This window comes from Acinetobacter sp. (assembly GCF_041919735.1).
GTDB lineage: Bacteria > Pseudomonadota > Gammaproteobacteria > Pseudomonadales > Moraxellaceae > Acinetobacter.
In genome coordinates, this window is sequence record NZ_JAYRTF010000005.1 from 107,921 (window position 1) to 130,259 (window position 22,339).

The 22,339-nt window shown below is 50.5% G+C and carries 21 protein-coding genes; 8 read left to right on the forward strand and 13 right to left on the reverse strand.

Features of this window, described 5'->3' with window-relative positions:
- Window positions 1-42: 42 nt before the first annotated feature.
- Window positions 43-1,104 carry a serine hydrolase gene (locus tag ACE3T3_RS04520; RefSeq protein WP_374664571.1) on the reverse strand — a complete coding sequence of 354 codons (1,062 nt, stop codon included), beginning with the start codon at window positions 1,102-1,104 and terminating at the stop codon, window positions 43-45.
- A 209-nt stretch (window positions 1,105-1,313) separates the two neighbouring features.
- Between ACE3T3_RS04520 and ACE3T3_RS04525 the strand changes: the two genes are divergently transcribed.
- The 3 genes from ACE3T3_RS04525 to ACE3T3_RS04535 are packed head-to-tail and all read left to right on the forward strand — an operon-like array spanning window position 1,314 to window position 4,966.
- A complete protein-coding gene (locus ACE3T3_RS04525; protein WP_374664487.1) occupies window positions 1,314-1,949 on the forward strand; it encodes a response regulator in 636 nt (211 codons plus the stop codon).
- 20 nt (window positions 1,950-1,969) lie between these two features.
- Window positions 1,970-3,535, forward strand: a complete 1,566-nt coding sequence (locus ACE3T3_RS04530; RefSeq protein ID WP_374664489.1) for a PAS domain-containing sensor histidine kinase — start codon at window positions 1,970-1,972, stop codon at window positions 3,533-3,535.
- Window positions 3,536-3,550: 15 nt separating this feature from the next.
- Window positions 3,551-4,966, forward strand: coding sequence for a sigma-54-dependent transcriptional regulator (locus tag ACE3T3_RS04535; protein ID WP_374664573.1), 1,416 nt, complete (start codon window positions 3,551-3,553; stop codon window positions 4,964-4,966).
- A 28-nt stretch (window positions 4,967-4,994) separates the two neighbouring features.
- On the opposite strand, the gene ACE3T3_RS04540 is transcribed toward ACE3T3_RS04535, so the two are convergent.
- From ACE3T3_RS04540 to lptF, 4 genes are all read right to left on the reverse strand, one after another.
- Window positions 4,995-6,167 (reverse strand): S41 family peptidase, encoded by a 1,173-nt coding sequence (locus tag ACE3T3_RS04540; protein WP_374664490.1) that lies wholly within the window; start codon window positions 6,165-6,167, stop codon window positions 4,995-4,997.
- A gap of 27 nt (window positions 6,168-6,194) precedes the next feature.
- Window positions 6,195-7,739, reverse strand: coding sequence for a 2,3-bisphosphoglycerate-independent phosphoglycerate mutase (gpmI, locus tag ACE3T3_RS04545; protein ID WP_374664492.1), 1,545 nt, complete (start codon window positions 7,737-7,739; stop codon window positions 6,195-6,197).
- A 141-nt stretch (window positions 7,740-7,880) separates the two neighbouring features.
- Window positions 7,881-8,951, reverse strand: coding sequence for an LPS export ABC transporter permease LptG (gene lptG / locus ACE3T3_RS04550; protein ID WP_374664494.1), 1,071 nt, complete (start codon window positions 8,949-8,951; stop codon window positions 7,881-7,883).
- Between the two features lie 2 nt (window positions 8,952-8,953).
- Entirely contained in the window at window positions 8,954-10,054 is a 1,101-nt protein-coding gene (lptF, locus tag ACE3T3_RS04555; RefSeq protein ID WP_374664496.1) for an LPS export ABC transporter permease LptF, read from the reverse strand.
- 160 nt (window positions 10,055-10,214) lie between these two features.
- Between lptF and ACE3T3_RS04560 the strand changes: the two genes are divergently transcribed.
- The 3 genes from ACE3T3_RS04560 to ACE3T3_RS04570 are packed head-to-tail and all read left to right on the forward strand — an operon-like array spanning window position 10,215 to window position 12,728.
- Window positions 10,215-11,663 (forward strand): leucyl aminopeptidase, encoded by a 1,449-nt coding sequence (locus ACE3T3_RS04560; protein WP_374664498.1) that lies wholly within the window; start codon window positions 10,215-10,217, stop codon window positions 11,661-11,663.
- Window positions 11,656-12,063 (forward strand): DNA polymerase III subunit chi, encoded by a 408-nt coding sequence (locus tag ACE3T3_RS04565; RefSeq protein ID WP_374664500.1) that lies wholly within the window; start codon window positions 11,656-11,658, stop codon window positions 12,061-12,063. The genes ACE3T3_RS04560 and ACE3T3_RS04565 overlap by 8 nt, the downstream gene beginning before the upstream one ends.
- 35 nt (window positions 12,064-12,098) lie before the next feature.
- Complete coding sequence (locus tag ACE3T3_RS04570) at window positions 12,099-12,728, forward strand: hypothetical protein (protein ID WP_374664501.1); 630 nt, start codon at window positions 12,099-12,101, stop codon at window positions 12,726-12,728.
- A 130-nt stretch (window positions 12,729-12,858) separates the two neighbouring features.
- On the opposite strand, the gene ACE3T3_RS04575 is transcribed toward ACE3T3_RS04570, so the two are convergent.
- The 7 genes from ACE3T3_RS04575 to glnK form a co-directional block, all read right to left on the reverse strand.
- Window positions 12,859-13,404: a VTT domain-containing protein gene (locus tag ACE3T3_RS04575; RefSeq protein ID WP_374664503.1), complete on the reverse strand. Its 546-nt coding sequence runs from the start codon at window positions 13,402-13,404 to the stop codon at window positions 12,859-12,861.
- A gap of 135 nt (window positions 13,405-13,539) precedes the next feature.
- The gene (locus ACE3T3_RS04580; RefSeq protein WP_374664505.1) at window positions 13,540-14,199 is read right to left on the reverse strand and encodes a riboflavin synthase; all 660 of its coding nucleotides are present in this window, start codon (window positions 14,197-14,199) and stop codon (window positions 13,540-13,542) included.
- A gap of 25 nt (window positions 14,200-14,224) precedes the next feature.
- Window positions 14,225-15,517, reverse strand: a complete 1,293-nt coding sequence (locus tag ACE3T3_RS04585) for a DNA adenine methylase (RefSeq protein ID WP_374664507.1) — start codon at window positions 15,515-15,517, stop codon at window positions 14,225-14,227.
- The gene (ribD, locus tag ACE3T3_RS04590) at window positions 15,514-16,602 is read right to left on the reverse strand and encodes a bifunctional diaminohydroxyphosphoribosylaminopyrimidine deaminase/5-amino-6-(5-phosphoribosylamino)uracil reductase RibD (protein WP_374664509.1); all 1,089 of its coding nucleotides are present in this window, start codon (window positions 16,600-16,602) and stop codon (window positions 15,514-15,516) included. The genes ACE3T3_RS04585 and ribD overlap by 4 nt, the downstream gene beginning before the upstream one ends.
- A 23-nt stretch (window positions 16,603-16,625) precedes the next feature.
- Window positions 16,626-17,084 (reverse strand): transcriptional regulator NrdR, encoded by a 459-nt coding sequence (gene nrdR / locus ACE3T3_RS04595; protein WP_374664511.1) that lies wholly within the window; start codon window positions 17,082-17,084, stop codon window positions 16,626-16,628.
- A gap of 151 nt (window positions 17,085-17,235) precedes the next feature.
- Entirely contained in the window at window positions 17,236-18,633 is a 1,398-nt protein-coding gene (locus ACE3T3_RS04600) for an ammonium transporter (RefSeq protein ID WP_374664513.1), read from the reverse strand.
- A gap of 60 nt (window positions 18,634-18,693) precedes the next feature.
- Window positions 18,694-19,032: a P-II family nitrogen regulator gene (glnK, locus tag ACE3T3_RS04605; protein WP_374664515.1), complete on the reverse strand. Its 339-nt coding sequence runs from the start codon at window positions 19,030-19,032 to the stop codon at window positions 18,694-18,696.
- Between the two features lie 273 nt (window positions 19,033-19,305).
- Here glnK and ACE3T3_RS04610 point away from each other — a divergent pair, with 273 nt between their 5' ends.
- Window positions 19,306-19,533 carry an accessory factor UbiK family protein gene (locus tag ACE3T3_RS04610; RefSeq protein WP_374664517.1) on the forward strand — a complete coding sequence of 76 codons (228 nt, stop codon included), beginning with the start codon at window positions 19,306-19,308 and terminating at the stop codon, window positions 19,531-19,533.
- Window positions 19,534-19,599: 66 nt separating this feature from the next.
- Entirely contained in the window at window positions 19,600-21,087 is a 1,488-nt protein-coding gene (locus tag ACE3T3_RS04615; protein ID WP_374664519.1) for a YifB family Mg chelatase-like AAA ATPase, read from the forward strand.
- Between the two features lie 110 nt (window positions 21,088-21,197).
- Here ACE3T3_RS04615 and ACE3T3_RS04620 read toward each other — a convergent pair whose 3' ends face one another.
- On the reverse strand, window positions 21,198-21,962 hold the full coding sequence (locus ACE3T3_RS04620; RefSeq protein WP_374664521.1) for a TorF family putative porin: 765 nt from the start codon (window positions 21,960-21,962) through the stop codon (window positions 21,198-21,200).
- Between the last annotated feature and the right edge of the window lie 377 nt (window positions 21,963-22,339).

Genomic DNA, 22,339 nt, shown 5'->3' on the forward strand with positions numbered 1-22,339 from the left:
GAGTAAATCTAAATGCTGATGTCCAGAAAAGCCGGCAGTCGATTAAATACGTTTTGGAAGCTGTGAAACCCAAGTCATCAAACGGGTGGCATCATTGGTGCGGGCCACTGAAGAATCGGCGCCCAGCAGCACCACAACCGCAGGACGGTTATTCAGCGTAGTATGCATCACCACACAGCGCCCTGCTTCATTGATATAGCCGGTCTTCGACAAATTGATATTCCAGCCGCCGTTGCGCACCAGCGCGTTGGTATTGTTGGATTTCAGCACACGGTAGCCCAGATTGAAGTCATAGCTTGGTGTGGTTGAAAATTGACGGATCAAGCCATATTGCGCAGCGGTATTCACCAGAATGCCCAAATCACGCGCAGAAGCGACGTTGCCTGGGTGCAAGCCTGTCGATTCAACATAGTGGGTTGAATTCATGCCCAATGAACGCGCTTTGGCATTCATGGCTGCAAAAAATGCAGGACGGCCGCCCGGATAAGTCCGCGCCAAAGCCGAAGCCGCTGGATTCTCAGATTTCATCAACGCAAACAGCAACGCTTCTGCACGGTTCATGCTGTCGCCGGCGCGCAGGGTTGAACTGGAGCTTTTGCAGCCTGAACACGAAAAATCGCCTTGCTGCAGAGTAATTTTTTCCGACATATTCAAGCGGGAATCAGAGATCACCACTGCAGTCATCAGCTTGGTCAATGAGGCAATCGGGAAAGCGGTATTGCTGTTTTTGCTGTACAGCACTTCACCGGTTTGGCCATCCATCACCAATGCCGCGCGGGCATTGACTGAAGGCTGGTTTGAATAGCCGCTGGCGCTGGTGTCAAAGATCTGCACCTTTTTAGCCGGAGCAGCCGGCGCGGCGCTATTTGAACTGCGCACAGTCGTGCTGACTTTAATTGAACCTTGCGGTGAAGGTTCGCCTTCATCACCTGCAGCAGCAGATACGTCGCCATTCAGCAGCTGATTGGCTTCTTCTGAAGACCAGCTGAGATTAGCTTGACTGGGATTAGAATTCATCACAAGATCGGCATAGCTCAATGAACTCATGCCAAACATGAATGAAATTCCCAGTACACGCATTATAGATTTATTTGAATTCTTCACCATGATTCACTCAACTCAATAAGGCAATATTTGCGTATTGCCTCTAATATGCCGTACATTTACACAATAGAGAACAATTGCCATTCAAAAAGAAGTTTAATACGTTCTCCATTTTAGATAAGAATAGCATTGCTAATTTTGTCGTTTCATTGCAAGCTTATTTTGCGTTATGTAACAAAAAAGACGTTTTTCAGACAGGGAGAGTACAGGTGATCACAGTTTTAGTTGTAGATGACCATGAATTGGTACGCACAGGGATTTGCAGAATGCTCGAAGACCATGCCGAAATTCAGGTTATTGGCCAAGCTGAATCTGGTGAAGAAGCGATTTCCTTAGTCCGCCAGCACCACCCCAATGTCGTGCTGCTCGACGTCAACATGCCGGGCATCGGCGGTGTTGAAACCACGCGCCGCCTGCTGCAGACCGCACCGGAAACCAAAGTTCTGGCCGTCAGCGGCTTAGCGGAAGAGCCGTATCCCTCTTTATTGCTGAAAGCCGGCGCCAAAGGCTACATTACCAAAGGCGCGCCTGTTGCAGAGATGGTCCGCGCCATCAATAAAGTCATGCAGGGCGGTAAATACTTCAGCGCGGATATTGCCGAACAGCTGGCCAGCTCTTATTTGTCCGATACGCAGCAGTCGCCTTTTGACGCGTTGTCTGAACGTGAAATGCAAGTGGCCATGATGGTAGTGAACTGCATCAGCGCGCAGGAAATTGCCGATAAACTGTTTGTCAGCGTCAAAACCGTCAACACTTACCGCTACCGTATTTTTGAAAAGCTGAATATCGACAGCGATGTGAAGCTCACCCATTTGGCTATCCGCTACGGACTCATTAAACCTTAACCTTTTCTGCAGCAGGTTTTATGATTCAGCGAGCCAACACTTCAGAACTCAATCAATATCATTTGGGCATCTGGTACAGCGCCTACCGCTTTATTATCAGCTTCTGCCTGCTCATGGTCTTTTTTGTGACCTACGGCCAGCTGAATGAACAATATCAGTACCCTAAACTGTATTTGTATGTGCTGACCGTTTATGTGGTGATCACCAGCCTGCAGTTTTTTGTACTGCATCGAATTCGAAGCGCCATTTCCAAGCAAATGGTGCTGATTTTTTTTGCGGATGTCTGTGCGCTAAGCCTGCTGACCCTGGCCTTGGACGGCCCCAACCTGCATCTCAGCCTGCTGTTTGTCATCACGATTTTTGCCGCCTCGATTCTGCTGGATGCAAAAAAAGCGCTGATAATCACGCTGATTGCGGTCATCAGCGTGGTGTACCAGCTGTTTCTCGGTTCGATTTTAGATTTTGCCTCGCTGCGCAATATCGGCAACAGCGCCCTGCTGGCGTTTTTGTTTTTTGTCGTCTATGGGTGCGGCCAAATTGCGGTCCGGCGCTTTCAAATTCTGGAAAATTTAACCTTTTCGCAATCGATCGAACTGAACCAGCTGCAGAATATCAACCGCTATATTTTGGAACAGATTGAAACGGGCTATTTGGTTCTGGATGAAAATTGCCATGTGGTGCTCAGCAATCCGGCCGCCTGCCATTTGCTGGGCATGCCTGCCTCTTACAGCGCCGATAAATTTCCGCTGTATAAAAGCCAGCCGGACTTGTTTGCGCTGCTGGAATTTGAAGACCTCAGAGACGGTGAAAAATTCCAGTTTGAGTCTCAGCAAAGCCTTTATCATATCCATGTGCATGTCAAAAAACTGATTGTGCCGCATCAAATGCTGACGCTTTTGGTGCTGCAGGATGCGCAAAAACTCAATCAGCAGGTGCAGCAGCTGAAACTGGCGGCGCTGGGCCAGCTCTCCGCCAGCATCGCGCATGAAATCCGCAACCCATTGGCGGCCATTGTTCAAGCCAATGAACTGCAGAACGGCAGCGATCCGGCGCAGCAGCAGATGCTCAGCGGCATGATTGCCAAACAGGCCAAACGGATTGACAGCATTGTGCAGGATACCCTGAACATGGTGAAAAACCGGGAAACGCATGCCGTTGAACTGAATCTCAACCGTTTTATCCCGCTGCTGATTCAGGAAGATCTGGCGGATATCCGCAAAAAAATACATCTGAATATCCAGTCCAATTGCGTAATTTATTTTGATGAAGCGCAGCTGCGCCAGGTGCTGATTAATTTGATCCGCAACGCCATTCGGCACAATGATCCTGAAGTGTCCTATATTGAGCTGAATATTTACCCGCACGAAAAAATCATGCGGCTGGATGTCCGCGATTTTGGCCAGGGGGTTGCCGTGCAGCACCGCGCGTCACTATTTCAGCCTTTTTTCAGTACCGAAATCACCGGAACTGGTTTAGGATTGTATCTTGCACACAGCTTTTGTGAAGCCAATCAGGCTCAGCTGACTTATGTAGAACAACAACGGGGCGCCTGCTTTAGGCTCATTTGCCAACGTGCAGCGGTTTAATTTTTTTGGGGTGAAATTGTGGAAAAACGGCCACTGGTATTACTTGTAGACGACGAAGAAGACCTGTGCCTGCTGATGCAGATGTCTTTATCACGCATCGGCATCGATACGCACAGCGCGCACAGCTTAGGGGAAGCAAAAAAATGCTTGGGCGAGCATGCCTATGATGCCTGCTTAACCGACTTGAACTTGCCGGATGGCAATGGCCTGCAGCTGCTGGACTGGATCAATGAACACTGTTCCAACCTGCCTGTAGCGGTGCTGACCGCTTATGGCAATATGGAAATCGCCATTGCCGCACTCAAAGCCGGCGCATTTGATTTTGTCAGCAAACCGGTCAATCCGAAACATTTGGAACAGCTGCTGCAAAAAGCGCTGAATAAGCCGGTCGAACAGAAGCAGCAGCAGGCCGAAATGCTTGAACATAAAATGCTGATTGGGCAATCCCTGCCGATTCAGCAGCTGCGTGTCACCTTAAAGAAAATCGCCCGTTCCCAAGCGCCGGTCTTTATTACCGGCGAATCCGGCACAGGCAAAGAAGTGGTCGCCAATTTGGTGCACCGCCTGAGCAACCGCAATGAAGGCCCTTTTATTGCCATCAACTGCGGCGCGATTCCAACAGAATTGATGGAAAGCGAACTTTTCGGCCACAAAAAAGGCAGCTTCACCGGTGCGACCCAAGATAAGCAAGGCCTGATTCAATCAGCGCATGGCGGCAGCCTGTTTTTAGATGAAATTGCCGAACTGCCGCTCAGCATGCAGGTCAAGCTGCTGCGTGCGGTGCAGGAAAAACGCATCCGTCCGGTCGGTTCCGACAGTGAAATTGATGTCGATTTCCGGGTCATCAGCGCCAGCCATCAGGACTTGGAGGCGCTGGTGCAGCAAGGCCGTTTCCGTCAGGATTTATTCTTCCGCATCCATGTCATGGACTTGATCCTGCCGCCGCTGCGCGAGCGCGGTGATGACATTCTGCTCTTGGCGCATCATTTTATCCAGAAAATCAGCGCTGAATGGGGCATTCCTGCGAAGCAGCTGACTGCGCGCGCAAAAGAATTCCTTATAGGGCAATACTTCCCCGGCAACGTCCGCGAATTGCGCAATATCATTGAGCGCGCCATTACCTTAAGTGATGACGATGCGATTGACTTGCCACAGCTGCAAAGCGCGCCGCAACGCCAGATGGCGCAGCAAATCACAGCTTCAGCAGAGCCTGCAGCTCAGACGTCAGTGCTTGATGCTCCGTCAGCCCCAAGAAAACTGCCGGAAGAAGGGCTGGAAGCCTATCTGGAAAAAATAGAAAAAGAGATTTTACTGAATGCGCTGAATTTAACCCATTGGAACCGGACCATTGCCGCCAAGAAACTGGGCATGACCTTCCGCTCTTTGCGTTACCGCTTAAAGAAATTCGGCTTGGATACGGATGAAGACTGAAGCCGCTGCGCGCTTTAGGGCCGCGGCATTATTTTTGCAGCAGCAGTAAATCCGCAATGTGGTCCACATAGCTGTCCTCTTTCGCGTCATGCGGGAGAGGATAGGTCAGATTCGGCTGAATGCCGATCCCTTCAATCATATGGCCATTCGGCGTGTAGTATTGCGACACGGTCATTTGCAGCGCTGCGCCATTGCTGAGCGGAAACAGTTTCTGCACAATACCTTTGCCATAGCTTTTTTCACCGGCGACCCATGCGCGCCCATGCTCTTTCATGGCTGCCGTAAACACTTCCGCCGCTGAAGCAGAGCGGTTATTGATTAAAATGCCGACTTTCAGATTTTGAAATTCAAAACTTGGCAGCGCCTGAAACTGCTGATCGCCCTCAGAACGGCTCTTGGTCGACACAATCACGCCCTGATTCAAAAACAAATCGGCCGACTCAACGGCTGCGGACAGCAAGCCGCCGGGATTGTTGCGCAGATCGAACAGCACCGCTTTGAGCTTCGATGAGCTATGGCTTTCAATCAGCCGCTTCACTTCATTGGCCGTATCCTGCTGGAACACTTTGATGTGCAGCACCAGCACCTGATTATTCAGCAGGCGCGACTCTATATCCGTTTCAATTTTCGTGTTGCGGACCAAATTCAAAGGCACGCTGTTCGGCGACAGCTGCAGGCTTAAGGTCGATCCGATGGCGCCATCCAGCAGATGCTTCACCTGATCCTGATTGAGTTTTTTAAGTTCCTGATCTTCAATTTTATAAACCGTTACGCCATTTTTCAGGCCTAATTTGGCCGAATCGGCATCCGGCTTCAAATTATAAATCACCCAATGCTGCAGCGCGGTATCATAGCGTAGGCTGAAATCTACCGAAGCCAAATCCCCTTCGGTATATTGCATCAGCTGTTTATAATCTTCTGGAGACAAATAGCGGGAATAGCGGTCTAAGCCGCCGACTAAGCCTTTAATGGCTTGCTGAAACAGTTCATCGTCATTTTTTTCTTTGACATAATTCTCTTTGACGATGCCATAGATTTGCACAAATTGCTGAATCGACTCTACCGGGATTTCTTGGTAGTTTTCTTCATAATCTCCATCAAACGCATCGGAAGCAGGCGCTTTACCTGCTCCCCATGCCAAATGGCCAGCGCACATCAATGTGGTGAAAAGTACCGCAGATCGCCAATGCGCTTTCGCCATTCTTTTATCCTTGCATACGCTTAAAACTTAAGCCTTCGGGTGAATTAAATTGCGGCCTTGCATTTCTGCAGGGACTGGAAGATGCATCAAGTTCAGCAATGTCGGCGCAACATCCGCCAAGACACCGCCTTCATCAATCTCTGCATCGGTCGGGCCGACATAAATAAACGGCACCAATTCAGTAGTATGCTGCGTATGCACCTGGCCGCTGACATAGTCCTGCATTTGCTCCACATTACCATGGTCCGCAGTAATAATCATGTGGCCTTTGCGCGCCATCACCGCTTCATAGACACGGCCAAGGCACGTATCGACCGCTTCGACCGCTTTGACCGCCGCATCAAAGACGCCGGTATGGCCGACCATATCGCCATTGGCATAGTTCACCACCAGCAGGTCAAACTCACCTGAATTAATCGCCGCCACCAATTCATCAGTGACTTCATACGCGCTCATTTCCGGCTTCAGATCGTATGTTGCCACGCTTGGCGAAGGGATCAGAATGCGTTTTTCACCCGAATATTCTTCTTCACGGCCGCCGCTGAAGAAGAAGGTCACATGCGCATATTTTTCAGTTTCTGCAATGCGCAATTGGGTTTTGCCCAGGCTCGACAAGTACTCGCCAATTGAATTCACCAACGCTTCCGGCATATAGGCTACAGGCGCATCAATGGTCGCTTGGTAACGGGTCAGCATGACAAATTTAGACAGCGCCAGCACCACTTTGCGCTCGAAACCGGCAAAATTTTTTTCGACAAAGGCTTTGGTGATTTCACGTGCGCGGTCTGCACGGAAGTTCATGAAGACGATGCTGTCGCCGTCCTGCACTTTTGCAGTGTCGCCAATGCGGGTCGCTTTGACAAATTCATCAGACTCTTCCGCTGCATAAGCCAATTCCAAGCCTTCAACTGCTGTTGCTGCAGTACGCACCGCTTCACCTTCGGTCAATAAGCGGTAAGCCTGCTCTACACGGTCCCAGCGGTTGTCGCGGTCCATGGCAAAATAACGGCCAATCATGGTCGCAATGCGGCCTTGACCCGGATATTGCGCGAACAGCGCGTCTAATTTCTGCAAAGAAGGCTGCGCGCTTTTTGGCGGTGTATCGCGGCCATCCAAGAAAGCATGCAGATACACTTTCGCACCGCGTTTCAGCGCCAGCTCCGCCATCGCCACAATGTGGTCTTCATGCGAATGCACGCCGCCTTCAGACAGCAGGCCCATAATATGCACAGCGCCATGCGCCGCTTTGGCTTTTTCTACAGCATCAACCAGCACTTCATGTTCGAAGAATGCGCCAGTACGGATATCTTTGGTGATGCGGGTAAAGTCCTGATACAGCACACGGCCCGCGCCAAGGTTCATGTGGCCGACTTCAGAGTTGCCCATCTGGCCGTCCGGCAAGCCGACATCTTCGCCTGAACCCGAAATCAAGCCATGTGGATGCTTTGCTTCCATCGCTGTTAAATTAGGGCGTTTCGCCGCTAAAAAGGCATTGTCTTTTTCCTCTACGCGATGTCCCACACCGTCCATAATTACTAAAACGTGAGGGATTTTTCCAGCAGCATCCGACATAATTGCACACTCTTTCAGTCAAAAATTAATCACACTATCTTACCGAATTTTCGGTGAAGACTCTATGTTCCGCACAGGGTTAAAACTGTTTAAGAACATAGTTTTCTTCGATACCTTGCCTTGTTTTCCCATCTCTGGAGCTTAACGCGCGCGCTGCAGCAAGTAGCCGCCAGCAGCAAAAATCAGCACAATCGGCACGAAGACAAACCATGCAGGCGATGGCGAATACACCAAGCTGGCATAGCCCAAGAAGTCCTGCAAATAGAAGAAGCCCAAACCGATAAACAAGGCGATCACCAAACGGAAGCCCATGGACTGCTGACGCAGCGGCCCGAAAATGAATGAGCAGGCGATCACCACCAAGGCGATCAGCGCCAGCGGCGAAGCCAATTTTTGCCAGAACGCCAATTGATAGGTCTTCGGCACTTGGCTGTATTCATCCAGATAGCTCATGAAGCTGACCAATTGGCTCGGCGACAAATCTTCCGGATCCAGTGTCACCATATGCACATATTTCGGCTGCAGCGCCAATGACAGCGGCAGCGCCGCGCTTTGCGTCAAGGTAGCATCGCCAGTTTTCAAAATATCCATTTGCTTGGCATTTTTCAAAGTCCAGCTGCCGTCTTTGACAAACTCGCCCTGCTCGGCTTCCAGCGTGCCGCGCAAGTGGTAGCTGTCATCAAAATCGACGACCTGAACATTTTTCAGCTGGCCTTGCGAGTTGGCATAATCAATGTAAATAAAGCGCTGGCCTTCACGTGACCAGTAGCCTTTGACTTCACCCAGCTCCGCTGCGGTACGGTGGCTTTTGATGCTTTCCGCTTTTTCATTGGTATAGGGAATCACCCACTCGCTCAAGGCGAAGGATAAAATCACCAAGATCAAGGCTGAACGGATCACCCAGCCGACAATCCGCCACAGGCTGACGCCGACAGAGCGCATCACAATCAATTCGCTGTTGGAGGCCAGTGTGCCAAGGCCCAAAACCGCGCCAATCAAGGCGGAGATCGGCAAAATCTCATACAGGGCATGCGGTGCGCCCCATAGCACATACAGAAACGCATTCCATGCGCCATAGCCCTCTTTCAGCGAACCCAATTCGCCTAAGTAGGTAAACAGCACCTGCAGGCTGGAGAGGACCGCGGTTGCACCCAGCATCGCGAGTGCAGTGGTTTTGGTCACATGTTTGGCAATAATACGGCGCGCTAACATTGTTAAGACCTCACTCGCTGAATTTGTTTCTTAATTTTCGGCGCCAGTTTCTGCTTGCGCGAGAACACTGCGGCCGCAATGGCATAGGCCAATAAAATCACAGGATAAATCCAGATATCCATTTCGCCTTTGGAAATTCGGGTTTTGACCGCCATCAGCGCCACAATCAGGCTGGCGAAAATCAGCAATGCCGGAAACAATTTTAAATAACGGCCTTGGCGCGGGTTGACTTCGGACAGCGCTACGGACAGCATCAGCGCAACCACAATAGAGAGCGGCACGAAAATGCGCCAGCCCAATTCACTGGCCACCACAGGGTCTTGGCGGTTAGTCCATAATTGCGACGTCGGCAACGCTTCGACTTCTGTGCTTTCAAATTTCGCTTCTGAATTATTTTCTAAACGCAGGCGGTAGCTTTGGAATTCCGCCTGTGAATAGCGCGGCTGGCCCGGATAAATTTCATAACGGCGCCCTTCGGTTAAATCCACCACACTGGCGGCGTCATTATTCATTTCAACGCGGGTCGCTTCTTTGGCCAGAATAATCACATCCGGCTTGCCTTCTTTTTCCGCACGCTGATAGAAGAAAATATCCTTCAGATTTTTACGGTCTTCCGACAAATCTCCGGCGTAAATGGTATACGGGCCAGATGAGATGAATTCTTTCGGCCTGACCAAGTCAAAGCCTGTACGCACCGCCTGAGTGGTGGTCAGCTGGTAAAATTGACGCAGGCCCCAAGGCGATGCCCAGAGCATTAAAAAGCTCTGAATGGCCAGAAAAACCACAGTCATCGGAATCAGCAGGCGCGCCAATTGATGACGGCTGATGCCGCTGCCGTTCATGACTGCCATTTCATGGTCAACATACATGCGGCCGAACACCAGCATCAAGCCGATAAAAAAACCCAGCGGTAAAATTAACGTCAGAAATTCCGGCAGGCGGTAACCGATAATGCTGAACAGAATGCTCGCATCCAAACGGCCTTGCGCAGCCACGCCGAAGTACTTGATCAATCGGCCACCCATCATGATCAAGGTCAATAAGGCAATTACTACCGCTGAAGTCGAAACAACTTGCTTGACCAGATAACGCCGAATAATCAAATTAATTCTTCCAAAAAAGATAAGCGGATAAAACTAGCCATAGTTTACCCGAATGCGGAAAATAAAAAACCATTCCCCTTGTTGCGCATTGAAACTCTATTCAGGAAAATGTTTCAATGGTTTAATGGTTTGCAAATTTTAAAAGGCACGAATACCGTCTATGAAACTAACGATAAATACGACATTCCAAGCGGATGCGTCTAACCAGTCTTTGTTGATATTAGTAGATTCTGAACATGTTCAAAATGCTGCCGACTTATATCAAATCAATGATTTAAATAAAATGCTTGAAGCTGTCCAATTTAAGGCGGCCTTCAATGAAACGGCAGCCTTAATCGGCTCGGTCAGCGCGTGCGCGAACACGGCATTGGTCGGAATCGGCAAAGCCGAAGAGCTGCAGCCAGCCAAATTAGCAAAAATTGCACAAACGATTATCAAATCTTCACAAAAAAAATGCCAGCAGATCAGCATTGATATTTCTGCACTTCCGCAAGACATGCATTACTTATTTGCATTAAGCCTGACCCAAGCGGCTTATGGATTTGATGAGTATAAATCCAAGAAAAATGAATTCGCCTTAAATCAAATTGATTTCATCGCTGCGCACAGCCCGCTGACCGAACAGCAGCTGAGCCTCATCAGCGCCATTCAAAAAGGCCAGAACTTTACCCGTGATTTGGGCAACCGTCCGGGTAACATCTGTTTCCCTGAATATTTGGCAGAACAGGCGCAAGCGCTGGCTGCAGAATTCCCTGAGCTGCTGAAAGTCACGGTGCTGGACGAACAGCAAATGGCGGATTTAGGCATGGGCGCCTTTCTGGCCGTCAGCAAAGGCTCTGACCGTCCAGGGCGCATCATCACCCTTGAATATTTATCCAACCGTGAAGAAGCGCCTGTGGTGCTGGTCGGCAAAGGCGTCACTTTTGATACCGGCGGCATTTCATTGAAACCGGGCGCCGGCATGGACGAAATGAAATTCGATATGTGCGGTTCAGCATCCGTGCTCGGCACATTGCGCGCATTATGCGAATCCAAACTGCCGATTCATGTGGTGGGCGCGATTGCCGCAGCGGAAAACATGCCGTCTGGCCATGCCACCCGTCCGGGCGATATTGTGACCAGCATGAGCGGTCAAACGGTTGAAATTTTAAATACCGATGCGGAAGGCCGTTTGGTGCTGTGCGACACATTGACTTATGTGAAACGCTTCAACCCGGCGCTGGTGATTGATATTGCCACCTTGACCGGCGCTTGCGTCGTGGCTTTAGGCTCTGTGCTGACCGGCATGTTTACTCCGGATGATGACTTGGCGGCGGAAATTGCAGCGGCAGGCCAGACCTCCTTTGACCGTGTATGGCGCATGCCGGTGATTGACGATTATCAGGAACAGCTGGACTCGCCATTTGCGGATATCGCCAACATTGGCGGTCCAAAAGCCGGTTCCGTCACTGCGGCGTGCTTCCTGCAGCGCTTTACCCGCGAATACCGCTGGGCGCATCTAGACATTGCCGGCACCGCATGGAATTCAGGTCCCAATAAAGGCGCAACAGGCCGTCCAGTGCCGCTGCTCATGCAATTCCTGATCAACCGCACGCAAGCCAATGGCTAAAATCAGCTTTTATCTGTTTGAAAAAAGCCCTGAACGGCAAGTCGAAAGCGCTTGCCGTTTATGCCGCAAAATTCTGCGTCAATCCGCGCGCATTTGGCTGTGGAGCAATGATGCAGAACTTCGGCAGCAGCTGGATGAGCGGCTATGGAGCTTTGATGCATCCAGCTTCATCCCGCATGGCATCCATCAGCCGGATGCTCCGGTATGCATTTCAGAGCATTTGCCTGAACAATCGGATTGGATTGTGTTTAATTTTAACGATCAAGCACTTGAACAATATTCAAATTTTAGTCACATTATTGAAATTATTGAAAACAATGAGCCGGCTAAAATCATCGGCCGTGAAAAATTCAAACAATACCGCCAATTAGGCATTGAACCGCAAACGTTCAAGCTCTGATCGGCGCTTAATTTCATACTCAAGGAGATGCTGCCGTGGCATTAAATGTCGGTCCAGATTTTAAACAGCGCTGGTTAAACGTGCCTGAAGCTGTGCGTCAGACCTTTATTGATGACCTCGGACGCATCTGCGATGTCCTGAAGCCGGAAAGCAGCACCCAGCAATGGCTGGAGCAGGATCAAAAACAGCAGGCGCTGTCTTTTCAACGCATTGAAACCGCCTATGCGGAACGCAAAGCGCAGCTGATCGAAGAAGCGCGCATCCGCAAGCAGCAGGCGCTGGAACGCGCACTGGAAAAAAAACGTGCAGAACAGCACGCCTATGCTGAACAGCTGAAGCAGGATGAACTGCGTCAATATGCAGAACAAACGCAAACGCTGGCGCTGATCCGCCAGACCATTGACCGTGATACCCTCACCTATACTTCACGCTATCATAAAAACCCGGAAAGCTCGCCTTTCAACTTTGCCAAAGGCTTGTCTGTTCCCGACAATCAAATGCTTTCTGAGCTGGAAAGTGTCCGCGTCCGTCTAGAGCTGGAAGTGGAAACTCAAATAGAACAGGCCGTGTCCGCATTCCGCGCCAAGCTGCAGGCCGCAGCGCAGGAAGAAATTGACTATATTTTGAAAAATTCGAATTTTTCGGATGAACATCCGCGAAGCTGAATTCAGCTTCCATTTTTTAGCGCTATCACGCCGTCCAGCTGAGGCATGCCCGCTGGATATGCTGTTTTACAGCAGCATCCATCATGCATAATAGGTGCCGCGGCGGATTGCTCATCACACCCATTGCCCGTCACACCAAATCGGCAACGGCAGAAACCGTATGTCCTAGGCCATAACCAATGCCCAGCAGCAAGCTCAGCCAAAAAATGCTGCCCACTACATTATAAAGTGTAAAAATCGCCAGATTCATACGCGCAGAACCCGCGGCAAACGGCGCAAAGGAGCGGACAAAAGGCACAAAGCGCGCCATCAGAATGGTTTTACCGCCATGCTTCATGAAATAGGCATTGGTTTTCACCATATATTCAGGCTTAAAGTAGCGCGAATGCTGATTAAAAAATTTCAGCCCCAGCACACTGCCGGTATAATAATTGACGGTATAGCCCAGCACCGAGGCAATAAACAGCAGGCTGAACATATAATGCAGATGCACTGCCTCTGTGGTGGAGCACAAGGCGCCTATCGCCAGCAGCAGGCTGTCGCCCGGCAAGAAGAACATGAAGACTGAACCCGTTTCCGCAAAAATCACCAGAAACAGAATGGCATAAATCCACGCGCCGTATTGCTCCAGCAGCATGGGCAGCCATTGTTCAATATTCATTAAAAAATCAATCATCTGCACCTGTCCAAGCCATATGTTCAAGTTATGCTTCAAGCCATTTCGAGCAGCATTATGACGCAAAAACACAGCTGAAAACAAAAAAAACAGTCTAATTTTTCAACCAGACTGCTTTTATATTGGGTATTCAGCTTATTTCATAAAGCCATTTTCCGCAAGAAATTCCATGCTGATTTTCGACTGCTGCGGCGCTTGCGCAGCTTTATCGCCCAGCAATAAGCGCTCAATATAGCGCGCCAGAACATCGACTTCCAAATTCACTTTTGCGCCGGTTTTCCAGGTGCCGATATTGGTGCGTTCAGCCGTATGCGGAATGAGATTCAGGCTGAGAATATTGCCGCGCAAATGGTTGATGGTCAGGCTGATGCCGTCCACCGTTACCGAACCTTTTTCCGCCAGATACTTGGCGATTTCAGCCGGCGCCGTCACTTCAAAATACAGTGAACGCGCATCTTCACGCGACACAGTAATTTCACCGACCGCATCGACATGGCCGCTGACAATATGGCCGCCAAAACGGGTGGTCGGCAGCATGGCTTTTTCCACATTAACCGGCTGCCCTGCTTTCCAGCTGCCCAGCGTCGTGCGGTTCAGGCTTTCACGCGACACATCGGCGGCATACCAGTTTTCGCCCCAGTCAATCACCGTCAGGCAGATGCCATTGGTGGCGATCGAGTCGCCCAAATGCACGTCAGACATATCCAAATCGGTCTCAATGCGCAGGCGCACATCGCCGCCCACGTTTTGCACGCTTCCAACTTTGCCTAAACTTTCAATAATGCCTGTAAACATAGCGTACTCAATTTTTTAAAATGGGTTACCACAAGTCCAGCTGCGTGCTGACACCGGACGTATCTACACCGCCCAATTCTGCAAAATGATGCAGCTGGCCGAGCAGCTGGCGGATCGGCGGGCCGGATTTGGCATGAGTATCGGTAATCACAATAAATTCCAATACGCGCGCGCGCTCAGACTGGCGCTGCTTGCTGACCCGGTAACGCGGCACATCCTGCGTCAGCAAAGTGACACGCCCGCGCTTTAAATTCGCCTGCAGCAGATCTGCCGCTTCAATATTGCCGTCTGTAGAATAGCTGGTCAGAATAAAGCGCGCATTAATTGTTTCCAATAATTTTTCATAGGCTTCTTTGGCATGCTTCGACGAGTTGTACGGACTCGGACGCTCTTTGCGCCATGCGCGGTCAATGCCGCTCTTAAAGCCTTTGGTATCCGGCGTCGGCAAATCGACCTGATCCCACAGCGTCAGCGCATTCAGCACGTGATAGTTGCTGCTGTAAGCATGCTGGTTATACGGCGGATCAAGATAAGCCACATCGACTTCAAAACTGCTCATTTGGTTGGCCAGATGCTGCGCATCGACACACCACATTTCAGCCGCAGGGCGTTTCGGATCGCCGATTTCACAAAAACGGCTCGGCGTCAGCCACAGCAAGGATTCAATGCGTTCCAGCGCCGTCTGGGTTTTGCCGCCCCAGCCATGATGGAAACTTTTAAATACCCCGCTGGTATTGCTGACAAAGCTGGCAGAATACAGCAGCGGCGCCAGCAATGCGCTCATTTCCACATCATCAATCGCGCCCTGCGCCTGCCATGTGGCAATTTGCTGGCGGATCGCATCAATGCGCATGCCGTTGCGGCGCTTGAAGAATAAACGGTCACGTGCAGGATCATAGATTTCATCATTGCGCGGGCACAGATTATGCGTCACCCAGCCCTTCACTTCAGGCAGGCGGTTGAGATAATCAATGGCTTTTTGATAGCCGCCCAGTTCTTTAAACGCCGGCGCATCCACACAAGACAAAATCGCGCTGTTTAAAGCATGGCTGTACGGTTCCCAGTCATTGGCAATCACGCGGTAGCCGTTTTGGCGCGCCAAGCGTGAGACAACCCCAGAGCCGGCAAAAAAGTCAGCAAATATCGGCGCGCGGCCATCTTCACGGTTCAGCGTTCCTGTCGTTTCCAGCGCCTCCAAAATCAAATGCAGCAAACGGCGCTTGTTGCCTAAATAAGGCACCAGCTGATGGAAAAGGTATTCATCGGTAGTACGTGCCGCGTGACGGCGTTTGTGATAAACCGTAGACTCTGAATTCATAGTGTCTCTTGTGAAGGAATGAGCTTTAAGCGCACATCGCCGCCCACCAGGACAGCATCAATCAGCTTAAAGCGGAGCTGCTCTGCCATGCGGTCAAATTCCGCATTGAACATCGCGCGTGCTGAACGGCCTAAAAATGTTGGCGCCACATAGCTGATCAATTCATCAACCAGATTTTCCTGCAAAAATGCAGTCGAAAGTGCCGCGCCAGCTTCCACCAGCACATCATATATTTGGTATTGCTGAGATAAGGCCTGCAGCAAGGTTTTTAAAGGCTGAATTTCCAATTGAATCACGCCTAAATCGGCAAGCTCCTGGCGGAATGGCCCCATGACCATCACGCTATCGGCTTGCGCCAAGATTTTCGCGGTTAAAGGCAAACGGCCCTGACGGTCTAACACCAATCGTTTCGGCTGCACTACCGCGCTTAAATCATCGACATCTTTCAGCTGGCGGACATTCAGCTGGCAATCATCCGCCAAAACCGTGCCAATGCCGGTAATGACCACGCCTGAAATAGCGCGCCAATGCTGCACATCCAAACGCGCTTCAGCGCCGGTAATCCATTTCGATTCACCGGACGCCATGGCGGTGCGGCCATCCAGGCTCGACGCGATTTTCAGGCGCACATAAGGCTGGCCTGTCGCAATGGCTTTTAAAAAGCCTTTATTCTGCTGGGCTGCTTCGGCTGCGCAAACTCCCTGCACCACGTCAATGCCGGCATCTTTTAAAATCTGCACGCCTTTGCCCGCCACCAGCGGATTCGGATCAGAACAAGCGATCACCACCCGGGAGATGCCTGCATCAGCCAGCCCTTTCGCGCACGGCGGGGTGCGGCCATAATGCGCGCAAGGCTCTAAAGTGACATACGCGGTTGCGCCGCGCGCCTGTTCGCCCGCTTCTTTCAGCGCGAACACTTCGGCATGCGAACCGCCGACAGGCGCGGTTGCGCCGCGTCCGATAATTTGATTGTCTTTAACAATGATGCATCCCACCGCCGGATTTGGCCGTGTCCGGTAAATCGCCGTGGCGGCCAAAGCCAGCGCAAACTGCATCCAGTCTTGATCAGACGTGGTTTCAGACATGTTGATATCCCATTTGAAAATGCTTATTGGCCGCGGTGCTGCATTTGTTCAATCTGCCGGCGGAAAGCCTCGACATCCTGAAAATCCTGATACACCGAAGCAAAGCGCACATAGGCGACGTGATCCAGCGCAAACAGCGCCTGCATGACAATTTCACCAATCGTCAACGAACGCACATCGCGCTCGCCTAAACGGCGGATCTGCAATTGGATATCGCTCAGCACGGTTTCAATCTGCTCCTGCGTGACCGGACGCTTCTGCAGGGCGTGCATCAATGAACGGCGCAGTTTGGCTTCATCGAACGGCTCGCTTTTGCCATCGGATTTCAGCACCCGCGGCATCACGACTTCATAACTTTCAAAGGTGGTAAAGCGTTCACCGCAGCATACGCATTCACGGCGCCGGCGAATTTGACAGCCTTCCGCAGCCAAACGTGAATCAATCACTTTACTGTCTGCAGCGTTGCAAAATGGACAATGCATAGCGGTTTAATTGAACAAATCCAGATGGATTTAAAGTGTAGCAAAAATTATGGAGTTTGTAGAGCTTTACGCAACATATGGAAAAAAAACAGCCCTTTTGGGCTGTTTTACACAATATATTGATATTTTATTAAAATAGTTGCTTGGTTTTTTATTCGATGCGTTCGCCGTGCTGGCTCAAATCCAGGCCCATGCGTTCATCATCAGATTCAACACGGATGCCGATCGCCAGATCAATCACTTTTAGGATAATGAACGTCAATGCTGCCGAGTACGCCATGGTCGCCAAAACACCTTCTACTTGAACCCATAATTGATGCATCACATCCGTTGGCGCTTTATCGCCCATGATGAACGGGCTGGCAAAGAATGCAGTGAGTATCGCGCCGACAATGCCGCCTACGCCGTGCAGGCCGAAAGCATCTAAAGAGTCGTCCGCTTTCAGCGCGCGTTTCAGAGCAGTAATCCCCCAGAAACAGACCACACCGCCAATGAGGCCCATCGCCAATGCGCCGCCTACAGTGACAAAGCCCGCTGCAGGAGTAATCACCACCAGGCCCGCGACTGCGCCCGATGCACCGCCCAATACGGAGGATTTGCCACGGACGACTTTTTCAGTCACCAGCCAAGCCAGAGCTGCTGCTGCGGCGGCCACTTGCGTTACCACCAGCGCATAGCCTGCCGAACCGTTTGCGCCCAGTGCAGAGCCGCCGTTGAAGCCGAACCAGCCGACCCAAACCAAGCTGGCGCCGATCACAGTCAGTGTCAGGTTGTGCGGCGCCATCGATTCACGGCCCAAGCCCATGCGTTTGCCCAGCATATATGCAGCGACCAAACCGGCAACACCTGAGTTGATATGGACCACTGTACCGCCGGCAAAATCCAGCGCGCCGTCATGGCCTAGCCAGCCGCCGCCCCAGACCCAGTGCGTGATTGGCGCATAAACAACAACAGACCAAATAGTGATGAATGCCGCAAATGCGCCGAATTTCATACGTTCCGCAATAGAACCGCTGATGATGGCGACTGTAATGATGGCAAAGGTCATTTGAAAAATGACAAAGAGAATTTCGGGAATGGTGCCTGTCAGCGCATCGGTAGTGATGCCTGAAAGCATGAATTTATCGAGATTGCCAATAAAGGCATTGCCTTCACCGAAGGCTAACGTATAGCCGACCGCGACCCAGGTGATGCTGACGATGCTTGCAGCGACTAAGCTGTGCGCCATGGTGCTGAGCACGTTTTTTTTACGGACCATGCCGCCGTAGAACAGCGCTAAGCCGGGAATCGTCATCAACAGAACCAAGGCTGTTGATACTAAAATCCAAGCGGTATCGCCTGTATCCAGTTTTGGCTCCGCTTCAGCAGGCGCTGGCGCAGCCTCAACCGCCGGAGCGTCCGTTGCTGCAGATACAGCTGCTGTATCCGCGGCAGGTGCAGCTTCAGACGTTGCAGAAGCAGCAGGTGCTGTTACGGCCTCTTCAGCCCACGCAACAGAACCGCCTAAGAGTGCGCCAGATAAACTGAGCGCGAGTAGCATTTTTTTCATTCGTATCCCCCGACCTATTTTCTGAGTTATTAGCTACTCAGCAAACTTCATGCCAATGTCTTAAACAGCATCGGCACCTGTTTCACCAGTACGGATACGGATGACTTGTTCTAAATTCGTCACAAAAATTTTGCCGTCACCGATTTTGCCTGTGCTTGCAACACGGGTGATTGACTCAATCACTGAATCGACCATTTCATCGCTGATTGCAATTTCAATTTTGACTTTCGGTAAGAAATCAACAACATATTCCGCGCCGCGGTATAGTTCGGTATGGCCTTTTTGACGGCCAAATCCTTTGACTTCAGTTACAGTGATCCCTTGAACACCAATTTCTGACAGCGATTCACGCACATCATCCAATTTAAAGGGTTTTACAATTGCAGTTACGAGCTTCATGTGTTTTGTCCTTCGGCTTTTTTCACCAGTAAGGTTTTATGTTCAATTTCCATGCCAAAAGTTCTAAGGTCGGGGAATAGAAGCTCCCAGCATGAGATTTATTTATAACCTATTTTACTCATTTAATGCGGTTTTGGACGCGAAAATTAGACATATTTATTATAAAAATTACGATATTACCCATTGGAAAATCCTATATTTCTGTGCGGGCACTATAGTCTGCGCCAAGGCAATGCTAAACTGCCCTCTCATCTGCATCAGACGGAGATAAAAATGATTGAAACTTTACTGCAAGCCATTTTGGAACAGGTCGACCAGCCTAAAAAAGATTTAGAACATAATGTGCGCGCATTGCTGAATGAAGCCGTCAGCAAAATGGACTTGGTGTCTAAAGAAGAAATGGAACGGCAGCGCACCGCACTGAACAACGCCAACCTGCGCTTGAATGAATTGCTGCAGCAAGTAGAAATGCTCGAACAGAAAATACAGAACAAAAAATAAGCACTCTATTGGTGCAGCATAAGACGCATAACGATTAAAAAAAATGCACTATAACGGAACAATAATATGTCTTTTGCCAAGATTTATACCCGCGGGCTATTGGGCCTGCACGCCCCATTAATTGAAGTCGAAGTTCATCTCAGCCAAGGCTTGCCGTCTTTAACCATTGTTGGGCTGGCGGAAGCCGCTGTGCGGGAAAGCAAAGACCGCGTCAGATCGGCCATTATCAACAGCGGCTTTCAATTTCCGACCAAACGGCTGACCATTAACCTCGCTCCTGCCGATCTGCCTAAAGACGGTTCGAGGCTGGATTTGGCCATCGCGCTCGGCATTTTAATTGCCTCGGGGCAATTGCCGGAGCACGCCGCTGAGCAGCTGGAATTCATCGGTGAACTGGCGCTGGATGGCCACTTGCGGCCCACAACCGGCACCTTAAGCATTGCCATTGCCTGCCAGCAGGCGCAGCATCAGCTGATCCTGCCGGAAAAAAATGCCCAGGAAGCGTCACAGCTGCCGGATTTCAAAGTTTTCGCCGCCCAGCATTTAAAAGAGGTCTGTGATCATCTGAATCAAATCGCGCCCTTGCCGCAATTCAATCCCATCAATGCAGCCTCCAGCGCCAGTTATAAATTTGATTTGGCCGATGTCAAAGGCCAGCTGCGTCCGCGCCGCGCGCTGGAAATTGCTGCAGCAGGCGGACATTCACTGCTGTTCCGCGGCCCGCCCGGCACAGGCAAGACCTTATTGGCTTCAAGGCTGTCCAGCATTTTGCCGCCCTTGAATATGCAGGAAAATTTGGAAGTCGCCAGTATTTATTCCATTGCCAGCGCGCAGCATGAATTTGGCCAGCGCCCATTCCGCGCACCGCACCATACGGCATCTGCAATTGCTTTGGTCGGCGGAGGCTCCAATCCCAAGCCAGGAGAAATCACCCTTGCGCATCTAGGCGTGCTGTTTTTAGATGAGTTGCCGGAATTTGACCGCAAAGTGCTGGAAGTCCTGCGCCAGCCGCTGGAATCTCGAGAAATCATTATTTCCCGCGCCTCCCGGCAGATTACTTTTCCTGCCAATTTCCAGCTGATTGCCGCCATGAACCCCTGCCCATGCGGATATGCATTCAATCAGGATGCGCGCTGCCAATGCTCGCCGGATGCGATCAAGCGCTACCAAAACCGGATTTCCGGCCCTTTATTAGACCGGATCGACCTGCATATTGATGTGCCGCCGCTGCAGGCGCATGAATTGCAGGATACGCAGTCCGCCGAGGCCTCATCAACGGTGCGTGAGCGGGTGCTGCATGCCTATGATCTTCAGATCCAGCGCCAGCACATGCCCAATATGGCACTGAGCCCCAAACAGCTGGAGCGCTATGCTGTTTTAGATGCAGCGGCGCAAAATATGATGAATCTAGCTCAGCAGCGTCTGAATTTATCGGCCCGCGCCTATCACCGCGTGCTGCGGGTGGCGCGCACCATTGCGGACTTGGCGCAGGCAGAACAAATTCAAGCCCAGCATCTGTCTGAAGCGCTCTCTTACCGCGGGCAAGTGCCTTAAAACACTTGCCTTTGCAGCCTGTGTTGCACTTTAAAAATATTCAAAATAAAACCCTTGGCGCAACACGCCAAGGGTTTTGATTTTCATCCGCCTGAACTTAAAAATAAAACTTAAAAGGTTTTAGTTAAGGTAAATACCGCACCGGTTTCGACACCGCGGCTTTGCGCATTCGACATGCCGTCTGTATCAATATTGGTGCCGACAGCAGCCAATTCTGCAGATGCGCCTGCAATTGATTTAAAGCCATAAGTGACACCGGCTTTCCAATCCATATAGCTGTCATCACCATTGAATGAATATTTCTCTTCATCGCTGACTGCGGTATAGCCTAAAGCTGCCACGCCGCCGAAACCCGTTGCGCCAAATGGAATGGAATAGGCGGCATTGACATTCCAGCTGCTGGTGTCTGCCGCAGCATAATCATTGGTATAGTTGAGATTGGTCAGCAAGCTGTCGCCTGAGGTAAAGACATCAGCAAAGGTTAATTTACCGTACAATTCAGCCCAGTTCAGATCGCTTGCGCTTGAGTAGTTGTAATACACCGCCCCAACATCCAAAACAGGTTTTCTGGCAAAGCTGTCCAGTGTCGTGGCATAACCGATTGAGGGGTCCAACTCCAAGCTTGGCGTGCCGGAACCGAAGTTCACATTGGAACCCCACAGGCCAAAATATAGGCCTGAGTTATGCGACAAGGTAAAACCGGCTTGCACTGCTGGATCAGTTTCAGTTTGCGTCAACCCGCGGAAGCGGTAGTCCGTGGTGAGCGCCGCGCTGCCGCCAAAAGACAGGCCGAACGGCATTGCCGGCGCATCTTCAGCAAAGGCCGCACCGGAAGCTGCAGTTAAAGCAGTCACAGCAAATATTTTTTTCAGCATTTTGGAATCCCCAGCAGATTTTTTTAAACTCACTGAGAGTTAGCAAACGCTATGCCAACTTTTAAAAATGGCTATATAAAAACCGGAGCAGCCCCTCTAAAAAAGCAGACAAATAAATTTAAACCATTATTTTTCATCATTTTTATTTTAATTACCTTAACCATACATCCTGCCGGCGTTCAGCAATGAAAGCCTGCTGTTGACTTGAATGTCATCCAGATGCTGCAAATCGGCCGCATCTGGCGGCTGAGATAAAATGCCTCTTTTTGAGTATGCTGTTTCAACAGCTTTTCAGCAGCCGCATTAAAAAAGTGCATCTTTGCCGATGAATGGCAAAACAGAAGATCTGCAATGATTGCAGTCTGATGCATCTCTAT